This is a genomic window from Ramlibacter aurantiacus (assembly GCF_016722895.1).
GTDB lineage: Bacteria > Pseudomonadota > Gammaproteobacteria > Burkholderiales > Burkholderiaceae_C > Ramlibacter > Ramlibacter aurantiacus.
This window is the reverse complement of record NZ_JAEQNA010000005.1, coordinates 25,269-50,281: the sequence shown is the minus strand read 5'-3', so window position 1 is coordinate 50,281 and position 25,013 is coordinate 25,269. Positions and strand designations below refer to the sequence as shown.

Below are 25,013 nucleotides of genomic sequence, written 5' to 3'. Positions count from 1 at the left end.
CTTATCTCGCCGCTTCCCAAGTCGAAGCGGCCTGCGCCCGCAAGGCATCGATGGCGAACGCCATCGTCGCCTGGTTGATCTGCCCGGTTTCGGCGCCCGACGACGAGATCGCCAGCCCGCGCGCCAGGGCCCAGATGGACCGGATGACCAAGGTGGCCCGTTCCGCCGCCATGCCGCGGCTCGTGAAGTGCGGCAACCACAGGGCTTCTGTCGCGACGCGCTGCGCGTGCAGCAGCCGGATGGCGGTATCGCCCACCAGCGTGTGCCGGCGCACCGACAGGAAGATGTCCAGGTAGACCAGGAACTCGGGCGCGGCGAAGAACCGCTGCGCGCTGGCGGCGATGGACTCGAAGGGATCGTCTTGCGCCCGCGTGCGCGAGGCCTCCTGCACGGCCAGGTCCAGCGCCCGCGCGCACAGCCGCTCCAGCACGGCGACGACCAGCGAGTCCTTGCTGGGGAAGTGGTGCAGTTGCCCACCCAGCGACACGCCGGCCTCCTTGGCGACGGCCGCGACGCGCAGCGCGGCATAGCCGTGCTCGGCGAGCAGCCGCGTCGCCGCACCCAGGATGTGCTCGCGGGTGGCGTCTTTCTGGTCGGTTCTCTGCGTTCTTGCGGTCTGGGGCACACGTCCACCTGTCGCCGCGCATTATGTCCGGGCTTCACCGTACATCCGACAGGTGCGCTGTCCTGGGGAAAACACCATGCGCCATTCTTTCGCCGTAAATCCATACTGCCAATTTGCATCGCCCGGAAGGCCGCACGGATGGACGCTCGAAACGACCCGGCAACACCCAGGGGATCACGGCTCGACCTGACCATGGTCGGTGACTGGGGTACCGCCAACTTCCACACCATCTGGGGCTGGGTCTCGGCCCACTTGCGGTGGCGCTCGGCCCCGCTGTCGAAGTTCAGCGTGCGCATCGGCAGTGCGTACCGCGACAGCGTGGAGCTGGTGGGCATGGGCGAGGCGGACCTGTCCGTCACCACGCCCATCCACATGGGCATCCGCTGGGCGCGCGAGGGCCGGCACTTCTACGCCGGCCGCGCCTACCCCAACCTGTGCACCCTGGGCCACCTGCCGCAGGACGACCGCCTGACCTTCGCCGTGCGCGCCGACACCGGCATCCGCAGCTTCGCCGACATCCGCGAGAAAAAGCCCGTGCTGCACATCGCCATGCCGCCGCGCGCCGACGACTGCCTGTGCAGCTACGTCATCGACCTGATCCTGCGCGCGCACGGCATCGAACCGATGGATATCGTGCGCTGGGGCGGCTCGTACTTCGAGCACGAGAACCCGCGTGCCACGATCAAGATGGCACAGGCCGGGCACTGCAACGCGGTGTTCAACGAAGCCATCATGGTGTCGAACTGGAGCGACCTGGTCCAGGCGTACCCGATGAACTTCATCCCCATCGAGCCCGAGGCCATGCGGGTGCTCACGCAGGACTACGGCCTGCGCGCGGCGGTGCTGGAGAAGGGACGCCTGCGCAACGAGCAGGAGGTGCCCTGCCTGGACTGGTCGAACTGGGGCATCCTGTGCCGCGACGACATGCCCGAGGACGTGGCCTACCGGGTCACGGCGGTGATGGTGGAGGAGCGGGCCGAATTCGAGGCCAGGTTCCGGCACATCCCGGTGCACCAGAGCCCGCTGACCTACCCCATCGATCCCCGGCGCATGCCGCACGGGGTGGACGCGCCGCTGCACCCGGGGGCGCAGCGCTACTACCGTGAACACGGGTATCTCTGAAGAAAGGCCGACCATGGCTTCGACTCGCTTGCACATCGGGCGCCGCGCCCTGCTCGGCGCCGCCGCCGCGGCCCTCGTGCCGTTCGCCCATGCCCAGGGCTTTCCCTCGCGCACCGTCACCATCGTGGTGCCGTTCGGGCCGGGCAACGCCTACGACCAGATGGCGCGCTACCTGGCCGACCGCCTGCGCGAGGAGCTGGGCCAGCCGGTCATCATCGAGGCCCGGCAGGGTGCGTTGGGTGGGGTGGCCGCGTCGTACGTGGCGAGGGCGCAGCCCGACGGGCACACGCTGCTGTTCGGCGCGAACTCCACGCACGCGGCCAACGTGCACCTGTTCAAGAAGATTCCCTATGACCCGGTCGCCGACTTCGCGCCCATCACCACGCTGGCCACCATTCCGCAGGTGCTGGTGGTGTCGCCGTCGCTGGGCGTGAACAACCTGCAGGAGCTGGTCGCGCTGGCCAGGAAGGAGCCCGGCAAGCTGAACTACGGCAGCTCCAGCGCCACCGGCCGTGTCGCCTCCGAGGCATTCCGCCAGATGGCCGGGATCGACGCCGTGCACGTGCCCTACAAGACCTCGGCCCAGGCCATCACCGACCTGGTGGGCGGACAGCTGCACTTCCTGGTGACCGACGCCGGGCTGGGCGTGACGCAGTGGCGCGGCGGCAAGGTCAAGGCGCTGGGCGTGAGCTCGGCCCAGCGCGTGCCGGCCATCGCCGACCTGCCCACCATGGCGGAGGCCGGCCTGCCGGGCTACGAGTTCACGGCCTGGCTGGCGCTGTTCGCGCCCGCCAGGACACCGGCCCCCGTGGTCAGCCGCCTGAGCGAAACCGTCAACAAGGTGGTTCGCAGCCCGGGCATGCAGGAGTACCTGGCCAAGATGTATGCGCTGCCATTCCCCGGCAGCCCCGAGAGCCTGAAGGCCCTGGTCGACAAGGACTCGGCCCGATGGGGGCAACTGATCAAGGCCGCCGGCATCGAGCCCGAGTGATCATTCCCGGCCGGGCGACCCCGCGTGCCGGGCCGGCCGGCCATTCACCGATGCCGGGAATCGAGCCGGGCCGATTGCCGGGGTGGCGGGTACCGGTAGATCGTCTCGTTGAGGTGCCGGGTCACGGCGTCGATGTCTTCCTCGCTCCAGCCCAGGTGCGCCGTAGCCTGCCAGCGCCGCACCTGCGCCTTGAGCGAGGACCAGTCCGTGGCAAGGCGCTGGTCGCGCCAGTGCATCTGGGTGGAATGGCACTCGATGCAGTGGTTGTCGTACAGGAGCTCGCCACGGCTGGGCACCCTCGTCTGCGAAGCCGCGACGGTGGCGCACGCCGCCAGCAAGAGGCCCGCCCAGCGCCGGCCTGGCCCGTGATGGCAGAGGCAGCTTCGACGCGTGGGCAGGTCGCATGCCCGCAGCTTGCCACGAAAGGCGGCCAGCGGGTCGTCGTCAGATGCTCTGCGAGCGCGGGCAGAACTGCAGCGTGCGCTGCATCACCTGCACGGCCAGGTTGTGCAGTTCGGCTTGCGTCATGGGCACGCAGCCGCCGGCCTTGATGCAGGCCTCGGCATAGCCGGGCTTCATCTCCAGCCAGGTGGGGTACTGGGGCGCGGGTGCCGACGGCGGTGCTTCGGCGGCCGAGTGCAGGGTCATGGCGGACAGCAGCAGCACGGCGGACAAGGCGGGCAGGGACAGGGATTTCATGATGGATCCTTTGCTCACGATCACCCGGCTCAGCCTACACACGCGGCCACGGGCGATTCTCCATGAACGATCTCATAGGCGTGGCGTGCCGCACGTCGGAAAACGGCCCAGCGGTATGAAGTGCAAAGACGCGTAACCCAGGCACCACCGCAAGCCGCGCCTGCAATAGGCTGTGCTTGCATGAAGCCCATCCACCTGCGCACCACCCTGTCGTTGCCCTGTGTCCTCGGCCTGCTGGCTGCATGCGGGGGCGGCGGCGGCGACTCGACCGGCGGGGACCTCGTCTCGGCGGACCTGCGTCCGCAAGTCGCCGCCGAAGGCTACTGGTCGGGCCGGACGGTGACGCAGGGCTGGATCGACCTCATCATCCTGGAGGACGGCAGCACCTGGGGCGTGCTGGCCGATCCGGTGCAGATCACCGGCGCGCTGCAGGGCCGCAGCAGCCTCGACCAGGGTCGCTTCACGGCGGCCCTCACCGAATTCAATTTCGCGGATGCCACCGCCCCGCTGATCACGTACGGCGGCACCGGCACGCCGCAGTCGCGCATCGATGCCACCGGGCCCGGCGGGCGGGGCTGGACCGTGAGCTACGACCCGGCCTACGGGGGCACCGCCTCGATGCGTGCGATCGCCGGCCAGTACGCGCTGGACCAGCGCACGGTGCTGTCGATCGGACTCGATGGTGCGTTCAACTGGGTCGCGTCGGCCGACTGCACCCTGGCCGGCTCCGTGGTGCCGCGGGCTTCGGGGCGCAACGTGTTCAACCTCACGGCCACCTATGCCGGCCTGGGCTGCCCGCATCCGGACGGCTCGCGGGTGAGTGGCGTCGCCTACCTCGACATGCGCACGGCGTCTCCCCGCCTGGTGTCGCTGGCGCTGCTCGACGACGGCGGCGTGGGTTTCATCTCGCGCGCGGTGAAGCTGCAGGACGCGCAGGGCGAGGCACCTGCGCCGGCCCCGAGCCCGGCACCGGCACCGGCACCGAGTCCGGCACCCGCACCCGCTCCCGCGCCGGCCCCGAGTCCGATCCCGCTGCCGCCGATCGACCTCGACGATGACGACGGCGGAGGCGGGGGAGGGGGTGGCGGTCGCGGCCGCAACCGGGACCGGGACAGGGATGACGATGACTGAGCGCGGGCCGTGCGTCGCCTCGGGGCGTCGCCCCTAGGAACGTCGCGCCTAGACCGTCGCCCAGAACTGCCGCGTCGCTTCCAGTCCGGCGGGCGACCAGTGCGTCGCGGGGGACATCGCGTCCACCAGCAGGCGGGTCCGTTCGGCCGAGTCGCTGCGCGCCAGCCGCTCGCGCAGCACGGCGAGGTCGGGGTCCAAGAGGTCTGCGCCCGAGTCCACGGGCGGGTGGGGCGAGTGGCGGGCCATCGCGCGGAAGGTGGGCCGGCGCCGCGGTGGCGTGGCCGGGTCGCCGCCGCCTTCGTCCCATGCCCGGCCATCGACTGCCGCGTCGCCCCGGATCCAGTCGTGGATCACCTGCAGTTCGTAGCTGGAGAACACGCCGAACATCTCGGCGCGGTCACCCTGCAGCAGCCGCCAGAAGCGGCTCTGCGCCGGCGGCTGGCCCCGCATGATCCAGCCCGCCGCTTCGAGCGCCTGCAGGAAGCCGGGCATCTGCCCCGGATCGCTGAGCCAGTCGTTGACGCTGCGGCCCGCCACCCGGCAGTAATCGGAGTGCGCGCCGTTGCCCGCCACCGACTTGCGGGCCAGGATGCGAAGCACTTCCTGCTCGACATCGAAAGCTCCGATCACGGCGGTGGTGCCCGGGCCGGTGCAGGCGAGCTTGCAGCCATTGCGCATCCGGCGCCAGAACTCGCCCGCGCCATCGATGCGCGGCAGCAGGTCCAGCGCGGCCTGGCAGGCGCGGCGCGCATGCCCGGTGCCGGCGTTGTCCACCGTCACGTGCAAGGTGAAGTAGTACGGGTCCAGCCCCAGCTCGTTCAGCTCGTAAGCGGTGATCAGCAGGTGCAGCGGCAATTGCTCGTAGCCGAGGTTGAAGCCGATCACCTCGGGCAGGAACTGTTCTGCATTCCAGCCCAATGAAAGCTGGATCGCGCCCTGCAGCCACAGCTCGTCGGGCAGGTCGTCCAGCGGGTCCAGCGCATGCCGGGCCAGCAGGGTCCGGTACAGCAGCACGTGGTTCTTGTCCGGCTGGCCTTCGCCCAGTTCCTCGACATAGGTGCGCACCAGGTCCGCCAGGCGCGGATTGCGCCAGTGGGCCACCAGCCCGTAGAGCCAGGCGCCGTCCACCAGCTTGGTGGGCGCGATCCCGCGCAGCACGAACAGGGCATGGGCGCGCGTGCCGAAGTAGCGGCGCGGCGCCCCTGCCTTGCGCTCGGCCAGGTAGTCCGCGTAGCGCGCATGCACGTCGGCGGTGTTGGCTTCCATCCAGCCCAGCAGGTCGGCAGGATGCTCGGGCAGCTCCGATGGCTGATGCTCGACGTGGCCGATCTGCTCGCGCAGGAACTGCGCGGCTTGCTGGCGCACACCCTCGTCGGGGATCGTGCTGCCCAGTCGCTGGTACAGGCTGGCGAAGGGGCCGGGGGCCGTGGTGGGCAGTTGTGCCGCGGGGCGGTGCGCGCCCTGCAACTGCTTCCACTCCTGGGGTCCGATATGCATGAGGTTCCTTGTGTCTGCCGGGCCCTTCGCGGGCCGGAGCTTGGAACACAGGGTGGCGGAGCACGGCTGCGTTGGGTATCCGGCACGGGCTCGGATCCCCGTGCGCGACCTCCTACCCCTGCCGGACCGGGGCGTCGTCGCGCCGGGAATCGTCCGATGTGCCCATGAGCCGCGCAGCAGCCTGCCGAAGTACCATCGCCCGGCCCCGCAGCCGGCCCGGCTGAATCGACGGGCTTGCTGCACCAACCTTCATGACCGCATCCGCCCGGAGCCTGCGCGCCCTGCCGATCGTCGTCGCCTGCCCGATCTTCCTGCAGAACATCGACACCACCGCCATGGCCACCGCCCTGCCGCGCATGGCCGAGTCGCTGCAGGTCCAGGTACTCGACCTCAACCTGGCGATCACCGCCTATCTGCTCAGCCTGGCCTTGTTCCTGCCCGCCAGCGCCTGGCTGGCCGACCGGGTGGGCGCCCGGCGCCTCTTCTGTGCGGCGGTGCTGGTGTTCACGGCCGCGTCGGCCTTGTGCGGGCTGGCCCAGAGCCTCGGCGAACTGGTCACCTACCGGCTGCTGCAGGGCATCGGCGGCTCGATGATGGTGCCGGTGGGCCGCACCATCCTGCTTCGCAGCGTGCCGGCCGACCAGCTGGTGCGAGCGATGGTCTGGTTCACCATCCCCGGCGTCATCGGCCGGCTGGCCGGCCCGCTGCTGGGCGGCGCCATCGTGACCTTCAGCTCCTGGCGCTGGATCTTTCTGGTGAACATTCCCTTTGGCGTGCTGGGCGCGGCGCTGGCCTGGTGGCTGGTGGAGCCCGATCCACCGCAGCACGCACCCGGCACGCGCTTCGACGGCGGCGGCGGGGTCCTGCTGGCCCTGGCCCTGCTCGGGCTGCTGGGGGGGCTGCAGATGCTGGGCAAGGGCCTGCTGCCCGGCTGGGCCATCGGCCTGGCCATGGCCGTCGGGGCGGTCGCGCTGTGGGCGTATTTCCAGCGCCGGCTGCCCGAGCAGGAACGCATCCTCGACTTCGCGGTGCTGCGCTTTCCCACCTTCCGCGTGTCCATCATCGGCGGCTTCCCCTTGCGCATGGCCATCGGCGCCGCGCCCTTCCTGCTGCCGCTGATGCTCCAGGTCGGCTTCGGCCTGTCGCCGCTGCACGCCGGCCTGGTGGTGGTGTCGACCGCCGTCGGCGCCCTGAGCACGCGGGTCGTCGTCGCTCGCGTCATCAGGCGGCTGGGCTTTCGCACGGTGATGGTGGGCTCGGCCGCGCTGGCCGGCCTGTTCTATCTCGGCTATGGCCTCTTCACGCCGCAGACGCCCACCTGGCTCATGGCCGGCGTGCTGGTGCTGGGCGGCCTGTGCTCCTCGCTCACCATGGTGTCGCTCAGCACGCTGGGCTTCTCCGACATTCCGGCGAACCGCACCGGGCACGCCACGGCCATCTCCAGCATGGCCCAGCAACTGTCCACCGCCATCGGCGTGGTGATGGGCGCGGCGCTGGTGTCGCTGTTCGCCTTCGTGCACCGGGGCAGCACGGACCGGATCACCGCCGAAGACTTCCTGCCCAGCTTCGTGGCGGTCGCGCTGCTGGCCTGGATGTCGGCCTGGGCGTTCCGCTCGCTCGGACCCGAAGCGGGCGACGAACTGCGCGGGCGGCCCAAGCGATAGGGCGTTCTCAGCGCTCGAGCGGCCCACCGGCCAGCCAGCGCGCCCCGCGCGCATAGAGCGCCTCGACCTGCGGCCCCTTGAGCATGGGCATGTCCATCTTCACGGTGTAGCCGATGCCGCTCTGGATATACGCCAGGTGCCGATAGCCCTCGGGCATCTGCGCCAGCCGCTGCGCATCCAGGGCCAGCGTGGCCGCCGGGTCCAGGGGGTCGATGCGGTCCTTCTCGTAGATGGGCTGGCGGTGAAGCAGCTTCCATTCGCCTTCATGCCGGGTGATGAAGTCGTAGAAGCGGCCGGTGCAGACCACATCGCAGGGCACGCCTTCGACCGGCCCGCGCTGGGAGATGGTCATCTTGGTCTGCGCGATGGCGCGGTCGCCGGCGATCTCGATGGCCGATCCGCCGAGGAAGTGCAGGATGCTGACCCCCTTGGACCAGCCCTCCTGCGTGACGCGGATGAACTCGCGGAACGGCCCCTGGAACCAGGTGGCCATCATCATGCCGTCGGGGTGCCACACGGTGGCGAACCGCTCCCAGTCGCCGGCGTCGCGCCAGACGGCCCAGTTCTCCACCAGCCGGCGGATCTTCAGTTCTTCGATCAGGTCTTGGGTCATGGGATCTGTGTGAAGTTGAACGCGTGCCGGGCTTTCCGGCCGCGCGAGCCGGTCCAGCATACCGGCAGCTTGTCCGCCGTGTCACCGCCTGCATGCGGGCTGCACGAGGTCCGGCGCGCAAAATAGCGGCACCTCCACCTCCGAACGTGTCATGCGCACCGTCCAGTACGAGAACACGGACCTGAACCTGTTGCTGGTGTTCGAAGCGCTCATGGCCGAGCGCAACGTCACGAGCGCCGCACATGCCCTGGGCCTCACGCAGCCGACGCTGAGCCACGCGCTCAACCGCCTGCGCAAGATGTGCGCAGACGAGCTGTTCGTGCGCACGTCGCGGGGCATGCAGCCCACCGCGCACGCGCAGGAAATGGCCGAGCCGGTGCGGGCCGCGCTCGAGCTGATCCGCGGCACGCTGGAGCGACGCGACAGCTTCGAGCCGTCGCAGGCCAGGCGGCTGTTCAAGGTGCTGTTGACGGACATCGGCACCGTCAACTTCCTGCCGGCGCTCATCGCTCACCTGCAGGTCCACGCGCCCGACGTGCAGCTCGAGACCGTGCAATGGCCGATCGATCAGTACAAGACCGCGCTGCAGGAGGGCGCGGTCGACCTGGCCATCGGGCAGATGCCGCCGATCGAAGCCGGCTTCTACCAGCAGCGCATCTTCGAGGACGAGTTCGTCTGCGTGGTCGGGGCCGACCATCCGCGCATCCGCGACAAGCCGACCCTGGAGCAGTACCTGCATGAGCGCCATGTGCGCGTGTCGCTGCCAGGCCGCCCCTACAGCGCGGTGGACGAGGCATTGAGCGACATGAACTGCTCGCGGCAGGTCATGGTCACCGTGTCGCAATACCTGGCCTTGCTGCCGATCCTGTCGGCGACGCACCTGGTCGCCGCGGTGCCCTACCGGGTTTACCTGGCCATGCGCGGCAGCGGCAACATCCGCATGTACCCCCTTCCGTACCCCGCGCCACGCGTGGTGGTGCGGCAGTTCTGGCATGCCCGCAAGCATGCCGACCCGGGGCTGGTCTGGCTGCGGGGCGTCATCAGCGAACTCTTCGCCCCCGAGCCTGAGGCGATCTCGTCGGCCGTGTAGGCGGCGAGGGCGCCGCGGGCCAGCAGCCCGTGCGCGGACGCCTTATGGCGCTTGCGCATAGTGCCTATGCCGGCCCTCGATTGGTCGGGCATCGCATGGCTCCTAGAGTTGCCGCTATCCGAATGCAACGCAGCGGCGCCCCAGCCGCCCCCGCACGCCCCGATGTCCAACGCCTATCTCCGAAACACCTGGTACGTGGCCGGCTGGAGCGACGAACTCGCCGGCGGGCAACTGGCGCGCCGCCTGCTCGACCAGCCGATCCTGTTCTTCCGGCGCGCCGATGGCGCGGTGGCTGCTTTGGCCGACCGCTGCCCCCACCGCTTCGTGCCCTTGCGAATGGGCAAGCGCCACGGCGACGTGATCGAGTGCGCCTACCACGGCCTGCGCTTCGATGCCAGCGGGCGGTGCGTGCTGAGCCCGAACAACGAGCAGATCCCCAAGGCCGCGCGCGTGCGCAGCTACCCGGTGATCGAGCGGCACGGCCTGCTGTTCGTCTGGATGGGTGACACCGACCGTGCCGACGCGGCGCTGGTGCCGGACTTCGGCTTCATGGACGATCCGGCGTTCGCCACGACCCACGGCTACATCCACGGCAAGTCGGGATACCTGCTGATGGTCGACAACATCCTGGACCTGTCGCACACGCAGTACCTGCACGCGGACACGCTGGGTTGCGAGGCGCTGGCGCGCGCCCGCAGCGAGGTGGTGGAGCACGAGCGCAGCGTGGACGTGCGCCGGACCATGCGCAACAGCATCCAGGCGCCGCTGACGGCGGCTTCGCGCGGCTTCGCCGACCGGCCCGCGGACGCTTACATGGACACGCGCTGGTACCCGCCCAGCTACCTGCAGATGGAGACCTGCCTGGCCGAGCCCGGCACGCCGCGCTCCCAGGGCAAGACCTCCTTTGCGCTGCACCTGATCACGCCGGAGACGGCGAGCACCAACCACTACTTCTGGGCCAACGCCCGCGCGTTCGCCACCGACGACGAGTCGCTGTCGCGCCGCATCCAGGAAGGTTTCGCGCACGCCTTCGAGTTCGAGGACAAGCCCATCCTGGAGGCGCAGCAGGAAAGCATGGACGGCGCCGACTTCTGGTCGTTGCAGCCCGTGCTGCTGGCGAGCGACGCGCCGGCCGTGCGGGTTCGCCGGCGGCTCGACCGAATGATCGCCGAGGAGGCCGGCCCGCCCTGAGCGCCGCGCGCGCCTGCCCCGCGTTTGCGCTTTCCTTCCACCCCATTCGACAACCCTTCACCGAAGACGACAGGAGACATCCCCATGACCTTGCTGCCCCGACTGCTGCTGGCCATCGCCGCGCTGTGCGCCGCGACCACCGGCATCGCCCAGACCTTTCCCAACAAGCCGATCCGGCTGGTCGTGCCCTTCCCGCCTGGCGGCCCGATGGACAACCTCGGCCGGGCCATCGGCGAGAAGCTTGGCGGCGCCCTCGGCCAGCCGGTCATCGTCGAGAACAAGCCGGGTGCCAACACCATCATCGCCGCCGACTTCGTGTCCAAGGCTGCGCCGGACGGCCACACGTTGCTGATCGCCACCGACGCGACGTACTCCATCAACCCCTTGCTCTACAACCGACTGCCGTACAACCCTCAGACCGACCTGGCACCGATCGTCGCGGTGGCCCATCTGCCCGAGTACCTCATGGTTCGCTCGGACCTGCCGGCCAGCAACCTGCAGGAGTTCATCGCGTATGCGAAGGCCAACCCTGGCAAGGTCAGCTACGGCTCCTTCGGCATCGGCAGCAATGCGCACCTGGCCGGCGAGGCCTTCAAGGTGGCCACCGGCGTCAACCTCACGCACGTGCCTTACAAGGGCGCGGCCGAAGTCATCCCCGCGATCATCAGCGGCCAGATCGACGCGGTCTTCACGTCGCCCAACCAGGGCATCCCCTTCATCCGCCAGGGCAAGCTGAAGGCACTGGGCACCACCGCGCCCAAGCGCATGGAGCAACTGCCCGATGTGCCGACCTTCGAGGAGCAGGGGGTGAAGAACCTGGAAACCAACGTCTGGTTCGGCCTGTTCGCGCCCGGCAAGACCCCGGCCCCAGTCCTGCAGACCCTGGCCGACCACATCGACAAGATCGTGTCCGACCCGGCGTTCCGCAGCCAGCGACTGACGCCTTTCGCGCTGGAACCTGCCCCCACCGGTCGCCCCTACTTCCAGCAGGTGCTCAAGGCCGACGTGGAGCGCTACACGCGCTATGTGCGGGCCGCCAACGTGAAGCTCGACTGAAGCGAAGTCGCCCCCGAATGGTCAGCTTCATCCAGTACATCAACCGCATCCAGTTCGGATTCGGCGCCATCGGCACGTTGCCTGCGGAGCTGCAGGCGCTGGGCGCCCGCAGGCCCTTGCTGATGTCCGACGGCGGCGTCGTTGCCGCCGGACTGCTCGACCGGGTGCGATCGGCGCTGCAGGACCTTCCCGCCAGCTCGTACCTCGACTGCCCACGGCATCCGACCGAGGCGGCCGCGCAGGCGGCCTTGGCGATGTACCGGGCCGAAGGCTGCGACGCGATCGTGGCCGTGGGCGGCGGCGCCGTCATCGACCTGGCCAAGGCGGTGGCGCTGCTGCATACGCACGCAGGCCCCCTCGGGACCTACAGCAGCGAGCAGGGCGGCAGTGCCCGCATCCGGCCCGACGTGGCACCCGTGGTGGCGATTCCCACGACGGCCGGCACCGGCAGCGAGATCGGCCGTGGCGCCGGGGTGGCCCTTGGGGATGGCGGGATCAAGGCCGTTTTCCTGAGCGTCAACCTGGTGCCCAAGGTGGCCATCTGCGACCCCGGGCTCACGCTGAGCCTGCCCCCGGGCATGACCGCCGGCGCCGGCATCGACGCGCTCGGCCACTGCCTGGAGGCCTACCTTTCCCCGGCGATCAATCCGCCGGTCGATGCCACCGCCCTCGACGGCATCCGGCGCCTGGCGGGCAGCCTGGCCACGGCCGTCGAACGACCGGGTGACCGCGAGGCGCGCTGGAACACCATGATGGGCGCGCTGGAAGGCGGCATGTGCTTCTGGAAGGGACTGGGCGCGGCGCATGCACTGTCGATTCCGCTGGACGCCTACGACCTGCACCACGGCACCCTGGTGGGCATGCTGCTGCCGGCGGCCCTGCGCTTCGCGCGACCGGTCGCGGCGGACAAGCTCGCGCCGCTGGATGCGATCTTCGGCAAGCCTGCCGAGGACGGACTGGCCGAACTGAACCGGCGCATCGGCCTGCCCGCCAGCCTGCAGGCGCTCGGTGTTCCACGCGACGCGCTGCCCGGGATCGCCGCGGCCGCCGCGGCCAGCGTGTTCAACCGCACCACGATCCGGCCTGGACAGGCACAGGACTACTTCGCGATGCTGGAGGCGGTGTTCTGAACCCGTGCAGCGCCCCGTGCGCCCCGGCCGCGGGCGAGCTGACCCTGGAGCGCATGCCGGACGGTACCTTGCTGCTGGCGAACCGCCAGCCCCTGCAGCCCACCGCGCCCAGCGTGCTGCACTGGCTGCAGGACGCGGCGCAGCAGGCGCAGGCAAGAGCCTTCCTGATGGAGCGTGCCGGCACCGGCTGGACGTGCTGGACCTACGGCCAGGCCTGGGCGGAGGTGCGCCGGCTCTCTCGTGCCCTTCGCACAGCCGGCCTGCAGCCGGGTCTTCCGATGGTGCTGCTCGCGCGCAACTCGATCTCCCAGGCCCGCATCACGCTGGCCGCCATGCTGGCGCGCATCCCGGTGGCCCCGGTGAATCCGCGCTATGCGGCCTCGGTCGCCGGGCGCGAGAGGCTGCGCTCGATGGTCGCGACGCTGCGGCCGCAGGCCTGCTGGTCGGACGATCCGGCTGCGGAAGATTTCCTGCGCGCCTGTGGCGTGCCGCAAGTGCCGGTCCTGGAGGCGACCGCGGACGGCGCAGTCGACGAGACACTCGCGCTGCCGGAGCCGGACACACAGGCCAAGCTGTACTTCACCTCGGGCTCCACCGGGTCCCCCAAGGCGGTTCCGTACACGCAACGCATGATGACCAGCAATGCCCAGATGGTCCTGCAGGTCTGGCCGTTCCTGCGGCAGCAGCCGCTGGTGATGGTCGACTGGCTGCCCTGGACCCACGTGTTCGGGGGCAACAACAACATCAACCTCGTGCTGCGCCTCGCCGGCACGCTGGTGATCGATGCCGGCGCCCCCACTGCGGAAGGCATGTCCACCACCCTGGCGAACCTGGCCGAGGTGTCGCCGACCTTCTACTGCAATGTGCCGGCAGGCTATGCGAGGCTGGCCGGTGCCCTGGAAGCGGACGAGGCCCTGCGCCGGCAATTCTTCCGACGTTTGGACGCGATGTTCTTCGCCGCCGCCGCCATGCCCCAGCCGCTGTTCGAACGGCTGCAGGTGCTGGCGCGCAGCCAGGGGCGTGACATCCCTGTCCTCACGGGCTGGGGCGCCACGGAAACGGGTCCGAGTGCCACGCTGCTCCAGACGCCCGACGGCGGGCCGGGCCAGGTCGGCACCCCGGCACCGGGCGTCACGCTGCGGTTGGTGCCCAACGGCCGCAAGACCGAGGCATGGGTTCGCAGTCCCAGTGTCGCCTCGGGCTACTGGCGTGCGCCCGAGGCGAGCCGCGCCCAGTTCGACGATGAAGGCTTCTTCCGAACCGGCGATGCCCTGCGGCTGGCCGACCCGGACCAGCCGGCTGCCGGCCTCTTGTACGACGGTCGCGTGGCAGAGGACTTCAAGCTGCAAAGCGGCACCTGGGTGAACGCTTCGGCGGTGCGGGCGTCCCTGCTCGCCTGCGCAGACGGCAGCATCCACGACCTGGTGCTGGTCGGCCCGAATCGCCCCTGGCTGGGTGCGCTGGCCTGGATGCGCGACCCGCTCGCGCCCGATGCCGCGCGGCAGCTGGAGGATGCGGTGGCGCGCCACAACGCCAGCGCAGGCGGTGCCGCCCAGCGCATCGTCGCCGCGGCTGTGCTGCCATCAGGGCCAGACCCCGAGGCAGGCGAGATCAATGACAAGGGCTACGTCAACCAGGCGCGGGCGCGGGACCTGCGCGCGGCCGAAGCGGACCGGCTCTACGCGCGGGGCCCGGCCGCCTGACGAAGGAGCCGCTCACTGCGGCTCGATGCCGGCTGCTTTCACCATGGCGGCGTAAAGCCTGCGTTCCGCTTCCAGGTTGCGGGCGAACTGCTCGGGGTCGGTCCCCATGGGCTCCATGCCCAGGCCTTCGATCACGCGGCTGCGGAACGCCTCCTTGCCGATCGCACCGGCGCAGGCGCTGGCCAGCCGGTCGATGACCTCGCGCGGCACCGCGGCTGGCGCCAGCAGCCCGAACCAGGCGCCACCGGCGATCCCGCTCAGGCCCTGTTCGGCGGCGGTCTTCAGCGCCGGCATCGTGGACTGCCGTTGCGCTGAAAAAACGGCCAGGGCCTTCAACCTGCCGGCGCGGATGTGCGGTGCGGCCTGCCCGAGTGCGGAGAAAAGGACGTGCACGTCGCCAGCCACCAGCGCCGGGACGGCTTCGGCCACGCCTTTGTACGGCACATGCGTGAGCGAGGTGTTCGTCAGGGCCTTGAACATCTCTCCGTCCAGGTGCGGGTTGCTGCCGATCCCGAAGGACGCGTAGTTCAGCTTTCCCGGGTTGGACTTGGCGTACGCGATCAACTGCGCCACATCGGATGCCGGCACCGAGCTGTTCACCAGCAGCGCCTTGATCCCGCGAACCAGCTGCGTGACGGGCGCGAAGTCCTTCACCGGGTCGTATCGAAGCCTGGCGTAGATCAGCGGATTGAGAGAGGTCAGCGCGTCCGAGCCGAGCAGCAGCGAATGGCCGTCCGCGGCGGACCGTGCCACGTGCTCCGCCGCGATCTGTCCATTGGCACCGGGGCGGTTCTCGATGATGAAGGGCTGCCCGAACGCTTCCGCCAGATCGGCCCCGGCGCTGCGCGCGATGATGTCCGCCACCCCGCCCGCAGGAAACATGACCGTGATCGTCACGGGGCGGCTGGGCCATGGCCGGGGCTGCGCGTGCAGGCGAGTGACCGGCAGCCCCACGCTGGCGGCGACTGCGGCGAACAGGAGCGGGCGACGTTGCATCAGGTGACCTCCGTTTTCAGGGATGGGTGGCGGTCGGCACTCAAGCCTCACCCAGCGCCAGCATGTCCGCCGGCGCCGCGTGGTTGGCCATCAGCGCCTTCTTGCGATAGAAGCGCAGCAGCCCGTTGGGCCCCATGCGCGATCCGCCCATGCCGGACAGGTTGAAGGAATTCTTCTCCGCGTCGCGCAGGATGGCGATGGTGATGCCGGCGTCCTGCAGGGCCACGGCCCCGGCGTCCAGCCGCTCGCCGATGCGGCGCGCCTCTTCCACGTCGCCCGCGATCACCGCGGCCGAGAGCCCGTAATCGCTGTCGTTCGCCAGCGCGATGGCTTCCTCCTCGGTCCGGTAGCGCATCACCGGTGTCACCGGGCCGAAGGTTTCCTCGGTCATGACCTTCATGGCGTGGGTCACCTCGGTGAGCACCGTGGCCCGCATGTAGTGGCCGCCACCGAGCTGCTCGCTCTTGCCGCCGCATGCCAGGCGGGCGCCTTGCGCCAGGGCATCGTCGATGTGCGCGTCGACGATCGCGGCCTGGCGGACGAAGGTGAACGGGCCGATGTGGCCGCGCCGCGGATCGGGATAGCTCAGCTCCAGCTGGTTCGACTTCTCCACCAGCTTCTGGACGAAGGCATCGTGGACGGACTCGTGCACGTACACGCGCTCGGTCGAGAAGCAGATCTGGCCGGTCGCGAACACGGACGAGCGCAGCACCGCCGTCGCGGCACGGTCGAGGTCGGCCGTGGCGGTGACCACGGCCGCGTCCTTGCCGCCCATCTCCAGGAAGGCCGGGATGAATCGATTCGCGCAGGCGACCGCCACCTTGCGCCCGGTGCCGACGCTGCCCGTGAAGCACAGCGCATCGACCTCCTCGATCAGCGCCTGTCCGGTGCGGCCGTCGCCGGTGATGAAGCGCAGCACGGCGGCGAGCTCGGGCACGTCGTCCACGGTGCGCTGGACCGGCTCCACGAAGCGCGGCGCGATCTCGCTGGGCTTGACGACGACCGCGCAGCCGGCGATGAGCGCCGGAATGGCGTCCAGCGTGGCGAGCAGGAAGGGATGGTTCCAGGGGCTGATCACGCCCAGCAGCGGAATCGGCTTGAGCTGGGACTGGAAACTCACGTTCGGATAGATCGTGCTGGTACCGCTGAGCAGGGCGCGGTCGATGAGGGCCGGCGCGCTCTTGCACCAGCCGCGGATTCCGTCCACCACCATGTGGGGCACCTGGTGCGACAGCTTCCAGCGGCCGGTGTCGATGGCCTCGGCATCGCCGATGGCCTGGGCGTGCCGCTCGATCGCGTCGGCCCAGCGCAGCATCACCGCGATGCGCTCGGCCAGGGGCCGCGCGCCCCAGGCCACCTGCGCCGCGCGCAACTCCTGGCAGATCTCGTGGAGGCGCTTCGGTGATGGCGGCGTGATCCAGTAGTCGTTGTCCCCGGTGCGCGGGTTGCGCACCGGCAGGCGGTCCTCGGCAGCGGCCATGGTGTGTGTCTCGGCAGATAGGGAAGGAAAAAAATCATACGAGCCGGCTCCATGCCGACCTATCGATCCGGCGCATACGGCCCATGCGGGGCCGGCATGCGCGCGGACCCGCAGGCAAGCGAACCGCAATGCGCAAGGCGCATAGGCCCCATGTGTCGCTTCGATTGGGACGGCGGCCGATGCCCCCTAGCATGGCCCGACCCGTTCCATCGGCGCCTGGCCACTGGAACTTGCGATGGAAGGCACCATGGACCCACTTGCAGGCATACGCGTTCTCGATTTCGGCAGCTTCATCACCGCGCCGTATGCGGCCATGATGCTGGCCGAGCTGGGCGCGGACGTGATCAAGGTCGAGCGGCCGTCGGCGGGCGACCCGTTCCGAGGTTTCGCCGACGGCCGCTACAGCCCACAGTTCCAGGCGCACAACCGGCACAAGCGCTCGCTGGTCCTCGACTACGCGGGCGATGCGGGCCGCGCCGTGCTGCGCAGGATGTTGCCGGCGGTGGACGTCGTGCTGATCAACACCCGGCCAGGCGTCGCAGCCCGGATCGGGCTCGACTACGAATCGGTCCGCGCGATCAACGGCCGCATCGTCCATTGCTCGATCACCGGCTTCGGCGAAAGCGGGCCTTACGCCATGCGTCCTGCCTTCGACAACGTCGGGCAGGCGCTGTCGGGCTGGATGAGCCGCTTCCGCACCAACGACGACGCCCGCGTGGTGGGGCCCGCCGTTTCGGATGCGGCCACCGGCATGCACGCCGCCATGGGCATGATCGCCGCGCTGTACCGCCGCACCGTGACGGGCCAGGGCGCGCAGGTGGAGGTGAACATGATCGAGAGCACCATCGCGCTCGGCGTGGAGCCGCTGACGCAGCACCTGGCCACCGGCGGCGAGGTGCCGGTGTTCCAGCGTGCCGCCATGTCGCAGGCCTACACCCTGGCGTGTGCTGACGGCAAGCGGATCGGCCTGCACCTGTCCTCGCCCGACAAGTTCTGGCGCGAGCTGTGCACCGCGATCGGCCGCCCGGAGTGGATCGCCGACTACCCGACGCGCATGGACCGGGTGCGCGCCTATGAAGACCTTGCCGGCAAGCTGGCCGATGTGTTCAAGACCCGCCCACGCGACGAATGGGTGTCGCTGCTGCAGCCGCACGACGTGCCGTTCGCTCCCGAGCTGTCGATGCAGGAGCTGCAAGACGATCCGCAGGTGCGTCACCTCGACGTGCTGCACGAGCTGCAGCATCCGCGTTACGGCACGGTGCGCAGCATCCGCCGTCCGGTTCGCATCGACGGCCAGCGGGGCCAGCAGGTGCGGCCGCCGCCCGACCTGGGCGAGCACTCGGCGCAGGTGCTGACCGAGATGGGATTCCAGTCCGAGGAGATCGCCGCGCTGGCACGTTCGGGCGTGGTGGCCGTGAACGAGGGGAACGACTGATGGTGCGGGTGGAGCACTTCGCGGAACTGGCCCCCTGGGTGGGCCAGGAACTCGGTGTCAGCGGCTGGGTCCGCATCGAGCAGCCGACCATCGATGCATTCGGCACCCTGACCGGCGACCAGCACTGGATCCATCTCGACCCGGCGCGGGCACGGGCCGAGGGGCCCTTCGGCGGAACCATCGCGCATGGGTTCCTCACGCTGTCCCTGCTCACCGGCTTGCTAAAGCAATGCTTCGATGTCACGGCCGCCAAGCGCTGGGTGAACTATGGGCTCGACAGGGTCCGCTTCACCACGCCCGTGAAGCCGGGTGACCGCATCCGCCTGCGGCTGGTGCTTGCATCGTTCGAGATGCGGGAGGACGGCGGGGCGCGCCTGGCATGCCAGTGCACGATGGAGATCGAAGGCGGGGAACGCCCCGCGCTGGCTGCCACTTTCGGGATGCTGGGTTATGAATGAGTTCTCGCAGGCGCCCGAGGCGGGCTTCACCCTGATGGAGCAGGGCGGCACCTTCATGGACCATGTCGGGCCGGTGTGGTCGCGCGCGGACGCCGACGGCGCGGTGGTGCTCCTTCGCATCGGGCCGCAGCACACCAACCCCAACGCAAGCGTGCATGGCGGCGTTCTGATGACGCTGATCGACGTGGCGCTCGGTTCGGCGCTCCAGGCGGCGATGCAGGGCCAAGGCGCCGGCCATCCGGTCACGATGCAGCTGTCCTGCAGCATGGTCGGGGCGGCCCGGCTCGGTGACCTCGTCCGCGCCGAAGCACGGGTGGACCGGCTGGCGCGCTCGGTGGGCTTTTCCAGCGGACGTATCGAGGCCGGCGGGCGCCTGGTGATGACGGCGAGTGCCGTGTTCAAGCTGCCCTCTTCCTGATCCTTTCGTAGCGGCTCGAACGTTTCAGCCGGGCCGCGCCATGTCTTCCCCCGTGGCCGTTCGCCCGACGTACGCGTCCGGCGGAATGGACGGCATCCGCTGCTCCCATTCGTCGAACTGCCTGCGCATGTCGGCCAGGATGCCGGGAGAGCGCCGGGCCAGGTTGGCACGTTCGCGCGGGTCGGCCGCCAAATTGAACAGGTACTCGTGTCCGTCCTGCACCAGGTATTTCCAGTCGCCCAGGCGCAGGGCCCGCTGGCCGCGGTGCTTCATGCGCCAATGCAGGGCACGTTCGAGCACGCGGCCCGGCTCGCGCAACACCGGCATCAGGTCGATGCCATCGGGCGGGAATTCGGGGTCAGGGACCACTCCGGCGGCCGACAGGAAGGTCGGCATCCAGTCCATGGTGGCCGCCACCTGCGGCGTGCTGGCGCCCGCGGCCATGCCTGCGGGCCAGCGAGCGATCAACGGCACGCGGATGCCGCCCTCCAGCAGGTCCATCTTGGCCCCGACGAAGGGCCACACGTCGGAGAAGCGCTCACCGCCGTTGTCGCTGGTGAAGACGATGAAGGTGTTCTGGTCCAGGCCGTGGCGCTGCAGGGATGCCAGCAGCTTCCCGATGCCCTCGTCCATGTGGCTGACCATGCGCCGGTAGGTCGCCGGTGAGCCGCCGTCGTAGTGCAGCAGGGCGCGGCCGATTCGCGCGGACTCGGCCTCGTCATCGCGCGCTTCCCAGGGCCAATGCGGTGCCGTGTAGTGCAGGCTGAGCAGGAACGGGCGGTCGTGCCGGCGGCTCACGTAGTCGACGGCGCGCCGGGTGAGGAGATCGGTGACGTAGCCCCGCTCGTGGCACGCCACCTCTCCGTCATGGAGGTCGCGCGTGCCGGTGTGGTCGATGTGGCTGAAGTAGTCGATGCCACCCCCCAGCGTGCCGAAGAACTCGTCGTAGCCGCTTTTCAGGGGGCCGAAGTGCGGCGGATAGCCCAGGTGCCACTTGCCCACCAGCGCCGTGTCGTAGCCGGCGTCGCGCAGCAGGGAAGGCAGTGTCGGGTGCGAGGGCGGCAGGCCCAGGTGGGCCTGGCCCTTCGCGCTGGGCGGCAGCGGCTCCTCGGCGGCGCCGCGCAGCCGGTATTGATAGCGGCCGGTGATCAGCGCGAAGCGCGAGGGCGAACACAGCGCGGAGTTGGCGTAGCCGTCCGTGAAGCGCACCCCGCCGGCCGCCAGCCGGTCGAGGTGGGGCGTGGACGCACCGTCCCGGGCACCGAAGCAGCCCAGGTCCGCGTACCCCAGGTCGTCGGCGAGGATGAAGATGAAATTGGGCCTTCGGTCCATGGGCCTCAGTCGATCTGCAGGTTGATCTTGCGGGCCAGCGCGCCCCACTTGGCCGAGATGTCCGCCATCAGGTCGCCGGCCTCGCGCGGCGGCAGGGCGACCACCTCCTGGTCCGTCCGCTTGAGACTTTCGCGGACCTGCGGCGTCTGCAGCGCGGCGGCCATGGTCGTGGTGAACGACTGGACGATCGGCTGCGGCGTTCCCCGCGGGGCGTACAACACCATGGAGAAGTCGGCTGCGTAGCCGGCGACGCCGGCTTCGGCGACGGTCGGCACATCGGGCAGGCTCGGCGATCGCGCCGTGCCGGACACCGCCAGGGCGACGAGCCGGCCTTCGCGCACATGGGGCAGCACGGTGGGGCCGGCCAGGAAGCCGCAGGGGACCGTTCCCGCCAGCACGGCTTGCGTGGCCGGTGCCGGGCCGCTGAAGGGGATGTGCTGCATCTCGACGCCTGCGGCGGACCACAGCATCTCCGAGGCCAGGTGGCCGGGGGTTCCCGCGCCGCCGGAGGCGTAGTCGAGTTTCCTGAGCCTGGCCATCTGCAGCAGCTGCGGCAAGGTCTTGACGCCCAGCGCCGGGTGGCAGACGAGCGTCTGGTTGAACCGGGTTGCCACCAGGACCGGAACCACGTGGTCCGCCTTGGCGTTCGGGTTGCGATAGATGTGCGGGTTGACCGTGTAGACGGTGTCCGGCCCGAACATCCAGGTGTAGCCGTCGCCACCCGCACGAGCCAGTTCGGCGTTGCCCAGCGAGCCGCCGGCCCCGGGCTTGTTCTCGACGATGAGCGGTTGGCCGAAGCGGGGGCGCGCGTGCTCCAGGACCAGGCGCGCGATGAGGTCCGACGGGGAGCCGGCCGGCGCCGGAACGACGATGCGCACCGGCCGTTCGGGCCAACCGGACGCGCCTGCCTGCGCCTGCGCCGGGGGTTGCAGGACTGCCGCCGCGAAGGCGAGTGCCAATTTCCACTGCATCGCTGTGTCTCCTTCTGACCGTGTGCGGGGCAGTTTAGAGTTGGCCTGCGCGATTGTTCTAAACAACTGAAACCCGGAATGACCCGAATATCTCGCGACGCCGCCAGCCTGCAGGAGCTGCTGAATTACCGGCTCGGCAGGCTGCTGGGCGTGGCGGGATTGCCGATCGTCCGCGCCTGCGAAGCCATGCACGGCATTTCGCGCCGGGAGTGGGGGCTGCTCGCCGTGCTCGGCCACGCCGGCGAGCTATCGCCCTCCAGGCTGGCCAGCGAGATGACGCTGGACCGCGCGCGCACCTCCCGCGTCTTGCAGCAATTGATCCGCAAAGGCCTGGTCGAACGCCGGCAGCTGCCCGGCGACAGGCGCCAGGCACGCGTGTGTCTCACGCCATCGGGCGAGGGCCTGTACCAGGCCTTGCTGCCGCTCGTGGCGGACCAGAATCGCCAGTTGCTCGCAGTCCTGGGCGACGCCGAGTTGCAGGCGCTGGACGACTACCTGCAGCGCCTGCAGCACAGGGCGCATCTGCTGTGCGAGGAAGGCGAGGGCCTGCGGGCCCGGCGGTACCTCGGGGGGCACGCGGCCAAGCCCTGAGACCCGCTTCGCCGGCGGACGGCATCACCCGCGGCGCAAGGCCTCGTCAAAAGCCGCGATGCTCTCTTTCAAGCTGTGCCGCGGACGCCAGGCCAGGTCACGAGCGGCGGCACTGATGTCCGACGGGGCGCGACGGACCTTGGAGAAGTTCGCGAACCCGCCAGCAGGCGCCACGTCGTAGCGCACGCGGAAGTCGGGGTGGAGCTCTCGAATGAGCGACGTGAGCGAATCCAGCGTCCATCCCTGGTCGCTCGAAAGGGTGTAGACCAGTTGCTTCGGCGCCGGGGCATCCAGCGCGGCCAGGGTGCCGGCGGCGCAGTCGCGCACGTCGATGAATTCCTCGATGCCGAGCCACGCATGAGCGGGTTGCGAGACCACCGCCTCCCGGCCCTGCTGCGCGGGCACCAGCAGTTCACGCAGCATGCGCGCCACCAGCCCGGCATCGTCCGCGTGGAGGCCGAGCACCGCGCCATACCGGACGCACACGACATCAACGCCGAGCTCGCTGCGGTACAGGCCTGCGAAGTGCTCGGCGGCAAGCTTGGTCGCGGCATAGAACGAGCCCGGCGCCTGCGAGAGCGCCTTCATCGTGAAGTCCTCGGGGATGGTGCTGCCGCCCGGGTAGTCGTCGAAGGACTGGTAGGTCACCGTCGTCGAGCTGCACAGCACGACGCGCCCCACGAGCCCGCGCCGCGCCAGCTCCATCACGTTGAGGGCGCCGCCGATGTTCACGTCCACCGCGGCCTTCGGGTCCTGGCGGCATGCTCCGGTGAGCAGCGCCGCGGTGTGGATGACCGACTGCGCGCCGTGGGCCTGTACCGCAGCCTCCAGCGCGGCCAGGTCTCGAACGTCCGCGCGTACCCGTTCGATGGCGTGGTTCGGGCCGGTCGCGGCGAGCCGCCGCTCGTCGAGTCGGAGATCGACGATCACGGCCCGGTCCCCGCGCCGCACCAGCTGGCGCGCAATCTCGGCGCCGACGGTGCCGGCGCCGGTGACCAGGACCGTCCTCACGCCTGCACCTCGGCGAATAGCCGCAGGGCATTGGCCGTGTCGATCTGCCGCTTCTGTTCAGGGGCGATGCCCTCGAACGAATCGAGGCTGCGGGTGAACCAGGCGACGCTGGGCTCCGGTGCATAGGGGATGTCGCTGCCGAACAGGACGTGCTCGGCCGGGGCGAAGTCGAGCAGGCAGCGCAGCGTGGGCGCGCCGCTGGCCAGCGCGGTGTCGTAGTAGAAGCGCTTCATCTCCGCGATCACGCTGCCGGGCGTGCGATGGCGCTGCCGCGCCGCAATGGCGCCCGAGACGCGGTAGGCCACGTACGGCAGGAAGCCGCCGCCGTGCGAGAGGATCACCTTCACCCGGGCGTGGCGCAAGAACACGCCCCGGTCGATCATGCTCAGGGCCGCGCGCGTGGTGTCGAACGGGTAATCGATCAGCGGGGATGGAATGCCGGGGATCGGGGCCGCGGGTGGCATGGTCGGATGGATCAGCACCACCGTGGCCCGTCGGTCGAGTTCGGCCCACAGGGGCTCGAAACGTTCCTCTCCCAGGTAGATGCCATCGGCATTGCTCGGAAGCACCACGCCGCCGGCACCGAGCGCGTCGATCGCATGCGCGAGCTCCGCCAGCGCGGATTCGATGGTCGCCAGGGGCAGGGTGGCGAAGAAGCCGAAGCGCTCCGGGTACCTGTCCTTCACCTCGGCCGTGTACTCGTTGACGCGACGCGCCATGCCCGGCTGCAGCTCGGTCGGCCAGCCGCTGATGCCGGGCGAGGTGAGCGACAGGTACGCCTTGCCAATGCCATGCCGGTCCATCGCCTGCAGGTCCTGCGCCACGGTCATGGAGGGAACGCCCCACCCGCTGGGATCGCCTCCGTAGCGGGCAAGCTGGTCCGCCCAGAAAGCGGGAACGGTGTGGTGGTGGACGTCGATTCGGGAGTTGTCGCTCATGCAGGGCTCGCTTCGGGGGAGAGTCGCCCATTCTGGAAAGCCGGGCGCCGCCTGTCTGCCTCTATGCAGCCCGTGCATGGTGGGTATGGCGCCGGTGTGCCGGCGCGCGCCTACCGCACCGCCCCGATGAACCGCTCCAGCCCCTGGGTCATCACGCCCGCCAGGTGATCGACGCCCAGCAGCAGGGCCACCATGCCCAGCGCGAGCGTGATGGGAAAGCCCACCGCGAAGATCGACATCTGCGGCGCCACGCGGGACGCCAGGCCCAGCACCCCGTTGACGAACAGCAGCAGCACCGTGGCCGGCAGGGCGAGGGCCAGGGCCAGCTGGAAGACGTCGGCACCGAGCCGCTCCAGCCGAAGCCGCGCCAGGCTGGCCAGCGGATCGGCGGTGATGGGCAGCGTCTCGAACGTGGCGACCAGTGCCTCGATCAGGACCAGGTGGGCGTTGATGGAGACGAACAGCAGCATGGCCAGCACGTTCAGCCAGCTGCTCACCGCGGACTGCGTGCCACCCTGCGGGTTGAAGAAGCCCGCGAAGGACAGGCCCATCTGCAGCCCGATGATCTCGCCGGCCGTCTCGAACACGGCGAACAGCAGGCGCGCGGCGAAGCCCAGGGACACGCCGATCAGCACCTGCTGCAGCACCAGCAGCAAGCCCGTGGCCGAGCCCAGCGTGACGCCCGCCGGCACGTTGGCGAAGGGGGACACGACGACGCCGATGGCCATGGCCGCGGCGATGCGCGCGCGCACCGGGAACGCCCGGCTCGACAGCAGCGGGGCGGCGCTGAACAGGGCCAGCACGCGCAGGAACGGCAGCAGCCAGCTGGCCAGCCAGGCGTCCAGCAGCTGCGGAGTGAAGGTGATCACCG

Annotated in this window: 25 protein-coding genes; 13 read left to right on the top strand and 12 right to left on the bottom strand. The window is 69.9% G+C overall.

Annotated elements, in window-relative coordinates; genetic code table 11:
• Window position 1: 1 nt before the first annotated feature.
• Complete coding sequence (locus JI739_RS14100; RefSeq protein ID WP_201684567.1) at window positions 2-625, bottom strand: TetR/AcrR family transcriptional regulator; 624 nt, start codon at window positions 623-625, stop codon at window positions 2-4.
• Between the two features lie 138 nt (window positions 626-763).
• Between JI739_RS14100 and JI739_RS14095 the strand changes: the two genes are divergently transcribed.
• On the top strand, window positions 764-1,747 hold the full coding sequence (locus JI739_RS14095; RefSeq protein ID WP_201684566.1) for a TAXI family TRAP transporter solute-binding subunit: 984 nt from the start codon (window positions 764-766) through the stop codon (window positions 1,745-1,747).
• A 13-nt stretch (window positions 1,748-1,760) separates the two neighbouring features.
• Entirely contained in the window at window positions 1,761-2,738 is a 978-nt protein-coding gene (locus JI739_RS14090; protein ID WP_201684565.1) for a Bug family tripartite tricarboxylate transporter substrate binding protein, read from the top strand.
• Window positions 2,739-2,782: 44 nt separating this feature from the next.
• Here JI739_RS14090 and JI739_RS14085 read toward each other — a convergent pair whose 3' ends face one another.
• Complete coding sequence (locus JI739_RS14085; RefSeq protein WP_236589641.1) at window positions 2,783-3,034, bottom strand: c-type cytochrome; 252 nt, start codon at window positions 3,032-3,034, stop codon at window positions 2,783-2,785.
• A 148-nt stretch (window positions 3,035-3,182) separates the two neighbouring features.
• The gene (locus JI739_RS14080; RefSeq protein WP_201684563.1) at window positions 3,183-3,437 is read right to left on the bottom strand and encodes a hypothetical protein; all 255 of its coding nucleotides are present in this window, start codon (window positions 3,435-3,437) and stop codon (window positions 3,183-3,185) included.
• A gap of 180 nt (window positions 3,438-3,617) precedes the next feature.
• Here JI739_RS14080 and JI739_RS14075 point away from each other — a divergent pair, with 180 nt between their 5' ends.
• The gene (locus JI739_RS14075; protein WP_201684562.1) at window positions 3,618-4,568 is read left to right on the top strand and encodes a hypothetical protein; all 951 of its coding nucleotides are present in this window, start codon (window positions 3,618-3,620) and stop codon (window positions 4,566-4,568) included.
• A gap of 48 nt (window positions 4,569-4,616) precedes the next feature.
• Here JI739_RS14075 and JI739_RS14070 read toward each other — a convergent pair whose 3' ends face one another.
• Window positions 4,617-6,065 (bottom strand): iron-containing redox enzyme family protein, encoded by a 1,449-nt coding sequence (locus tag JI739_RS14070; RefSeq protein ID WP_201684561.1) that lies wholly within the window; start codon window positions 6,063-6,065, stop codon window positions 4,617-4,619.
• A 251-nt stretch (window positions 6,066-6,316) separates the two neighbouring features.
• On the opposite strand from JI739_RS14070, the gene JI739_RS14065 reads away from it, so the two are divergent.
• Window positions 6,317-7,729: an MFS transporter gene (locus JI739_RS14065; RefSeq protein WP_201684560.1), complete on the top strand. Its 1,413-nt coding sequence runs from the start codon at window positions 6,317-6,319 to the stop codon at window positions 7,727-7,729.
• A gap of 7 nt (window positions 7,730-7,736) precedes the next feature.
• On the opposite strand, the gene JI739_RS14060 is transcribed toward JI739_RS14065, so the two are convergent.
• On the bottom strand, window positions 7,737-8,342 hold the full coding sequence (locus JI739_RS14060; protein WP_201684559.1) for a nuclear transport factor 2 family protein: 606 nt from the start codon (window positions 8,340-8,342) through the stop codon (window positions 7,737-7,739).
• A gap of 151 nt (window positions 8,343-8,493) precedes the next feature.
• On the opposite strand from JI739_RS14060, the gene JI739_RS14055 reads away from it, so the two are divergent.
• The 5 genes from JI739_RS14055 (at window position 8,494) to JI739_RS14035 (ending at window position 14,512) form a co-directional block, all read left to right on the top strand.
• Window positions 8,494-9,432, top strand: coding sequence for a LysR family transcriptional regulator (locus JI739_RS14055; RefSeq protein WP_201684558.1), 939 nt, complete (start codon window positions 8,494-8,496; stop codon window positions 9,430-9,432).
• Between the two features lie 162 nt (window positions 9,433-9,594).
• Entirely contained in the window at window positions 9,595-10,623 is a 1,029-nt protein-coding gene (locus tag JI739_RS14050) for an aromatic ring-hydroxylating dioxygenase subunit alpha (protein ID WP_201684557.1), read from the top strand.
• An 84-nt stretch (window positions 10,624-10,707) separates the two neighbouring features.
• Window positions 10,708-11,679, top strand: a complete 972-nt coding sequence (locus JI739_RS14045; RefSeq protein WP_201684556.1) for a Bug family tripartite tricarboxylate transporter substrate binding protein — start codon at window positions 10,708-10,710, stop codon at window positions 11,677-11,679.
• Between the two features lie 17 nt (window positions 11,680-11,696).
• Window positions 11,697-12,809: an iron-containing alcohol dehydrogenase gene (locus JI739_RS14040; RefSeq protein WP_201684555.1), complete on the top strand. Its 1,113-nt coding sequence runs from the start codon at window positions 11,697-11,699 to the stop codon at window positions 12,807-12,809.
• Window positions 12,810-12,862: 53 nt separating this feature from the next.
• Window positions 12,863-14,512: an AMP-binding protein gene (locus JI739_RS14035; RefSeq protein ID WP_201684554.1), complete on the top strand. Its 1,650-nt coding sequence runs from the start codon at window positions 12,863-12,865 to the stop codon at window positions 14,510-14,512.
• A 12-nt stretch (window positions 14,513-14,524) separates the two neighbouring features.
• On the opposite strand, the gene JI739_RS14030 is transcribed toward JI739_RS14035, so the two are convergent.
• Both JI739_RS14030 and JI739_RS14025 read right to left on the bottom strand, forming a co-directional pair.
• Window positions 14,525-15,508 carry a Bug family tripartite tricarboxylate transporter substrate binding protein gene (locus JI739_RS14030; protein WP_201684553.1) on the bottom strand — a complete coding sequence of 328 codons (984 nt, stop codon included), beginning with the start codon at window positions 15,506-15,508 and terminating at the stop codon, window positions 14,525-14,527.
• A gap of 40 nt (window positions 15,509-15,548) precedes the next feature.
• Window positions 15,549-16,988, bottom strand: coding sequence for an aldehyde dehydrogenase family protein (locus JI739_RS14025; RefSeq protein ID WP_201684552.1), 1,440 nt, complete (start codon window positions 16,986-16,988; stop codon window positions 15,549-15,551).
• 247 nt (window positions 16,989-17,235) lie between these two features.
• Here JI739_RS14025 and JI739_RS14020 point away from each other — a divergent pair, with 247 nt between their 5' ends.
• The 3 genes from JI739_RS14020 to JI739_RS14010 are packed head-to-tail and all read left to right on the top strand — an operon-like array spanning window position 17,236 to window position 19,299.
• On the top strand, window positions 17,236-18,423 hold the full coding sequence (locus tag JI739_RS14020) for a CaiB/BaiF CoA transferase family protein (RefSeq protein ID WP_201684551.1): 1,188 nt from the start codon (window positions 17,236-17,238) through the stop codon (window positions 18,421-18,423).
• On the top strand, window positions 18,423-18,881 hold the full coding sequence (locus JI739_RS14015) for a MaoC family dehydratase (protein ID WP_201684550.1): 459 nt from the start codon (window positions 18,423-18,425) through the stop codon (window positions 18,879-18,881). Before JI739_RS14020 ends, JI739_RS14015 begins: the two co-directional genes overlap by 1 nt.
• Window positions 18,874-19,299 carry a PaaI family thioesterase gene (locus JI739_RS14010; protein ID WP_201684549.1) on the top strand — a complete coding sequence of 142 codons (426 nt, stop codon included), beginning with the start codon at window positions 18,874-18,876 and terminating at the stop codon, window positions 19,297-19,299. Before JI739_RS14015 ends, JI739_RS14010 begins: the two co-directional genes overlap by 8 nt.
• Window positions 19,300-19,323: 24 nt before the next feature.
• Here the strand turns inward: JI739_RS14010 and JI739_RS14005 are convergent, their stop codons facing one another.
• Both JI739_RS14005 and JI739_RS14000 read right to left on the bottom strand, forming a co-directional pair.
• Window positions 19,324-20,631: a sulfatase family protein gene (locus JI739_RS14005; RefSeq protein WP_201684548.1), complete on the bottom strand. Its 1,308-nt coding sequence runs from the start codon at window positions 20,629-20,631 to the stop codon at window positions 19,324-19,326.
• A 5-nt stretch (window positions 20,632-20,636) separates the two neighbouring features.
• On the bottom strand, window positions 20,637-21,602 hold the full coding sequence (locus tag JI739_RS14000) for a Bug family tripartite tricarboxylate transporter substrate binding protein (RefSeq protein WP_201684547.1): 966 nt from the start codon (window positions 21,600-21,602) through the stop codon (window positions 20,637-20,639).
• 78 nt (window positions 21,603-21,680) lie between these two features.
• Here JI739_RS14000 and JI739_RS13995 point away from each other — a divergent pair, with 78 nt between their 5' ends.
• Window positions 21,681-22,193 carry a MarR family winged helix-turn-helix transcriptional regulator gene (locus JI739_RS13995; protein WP_201684546.1) on the top strand — a complete coding sequence of 171 codons (513 nt, stop codon included), beginning with the start codon at window positions 21,681-21,683 and terminating at the stop codon, window positions 22,191-22,193.
• A gap of 24 nt (window positions 22,194-22,217) precedes the next feature.
• Here the strand turns inward: JI739_RS13995 and JI739_RS13990 are convergent, their stop codons facing one another.
• The 3 genes from JI739_RS13990 to fliR form a co-directional block, all read right to left on the bottom strand.
• Window positions 22,218-23,204, bottom strand: coding sequence for an NAD-dependent epimerase/dehydratase family protein (locus JI739_RS13990; protein ID WP_201684545.1), 987 nt, complete (start codon window positions 23,202-23,204; stop codon window positions 22,218-22,220).
• On the bottom strand, window positions 23,201-24,142 hold the full coding sequence (locus tag JI739_RS13985) for an amidohydrolase family protein (RefSeq protein WP_201684544.1): 942 nt from the start codon (window positions 24,140-24,142) through the stop codon (window positions 23,201-23,203). The genes JI739_RS13990 and JI739_RS13985 overlap by 4 nt, the downstream gene beginning before the upstream one ends.
• Window positions 24,143-24,252: 110 nt before the next feature.
• A complete protein-coding gene (fliR, locus tag JI739_RS13980; protein ID WP_201684543.1) occupies window positions 24,253-25,011 on the bottom strand; it encodes a flagellar biosynthetic protein FliR in 759 nt (252 codons plus the stop codon).
• Between the last annotated feature and the right edge of the window lie 2 nt (window positions 25,012-25,013).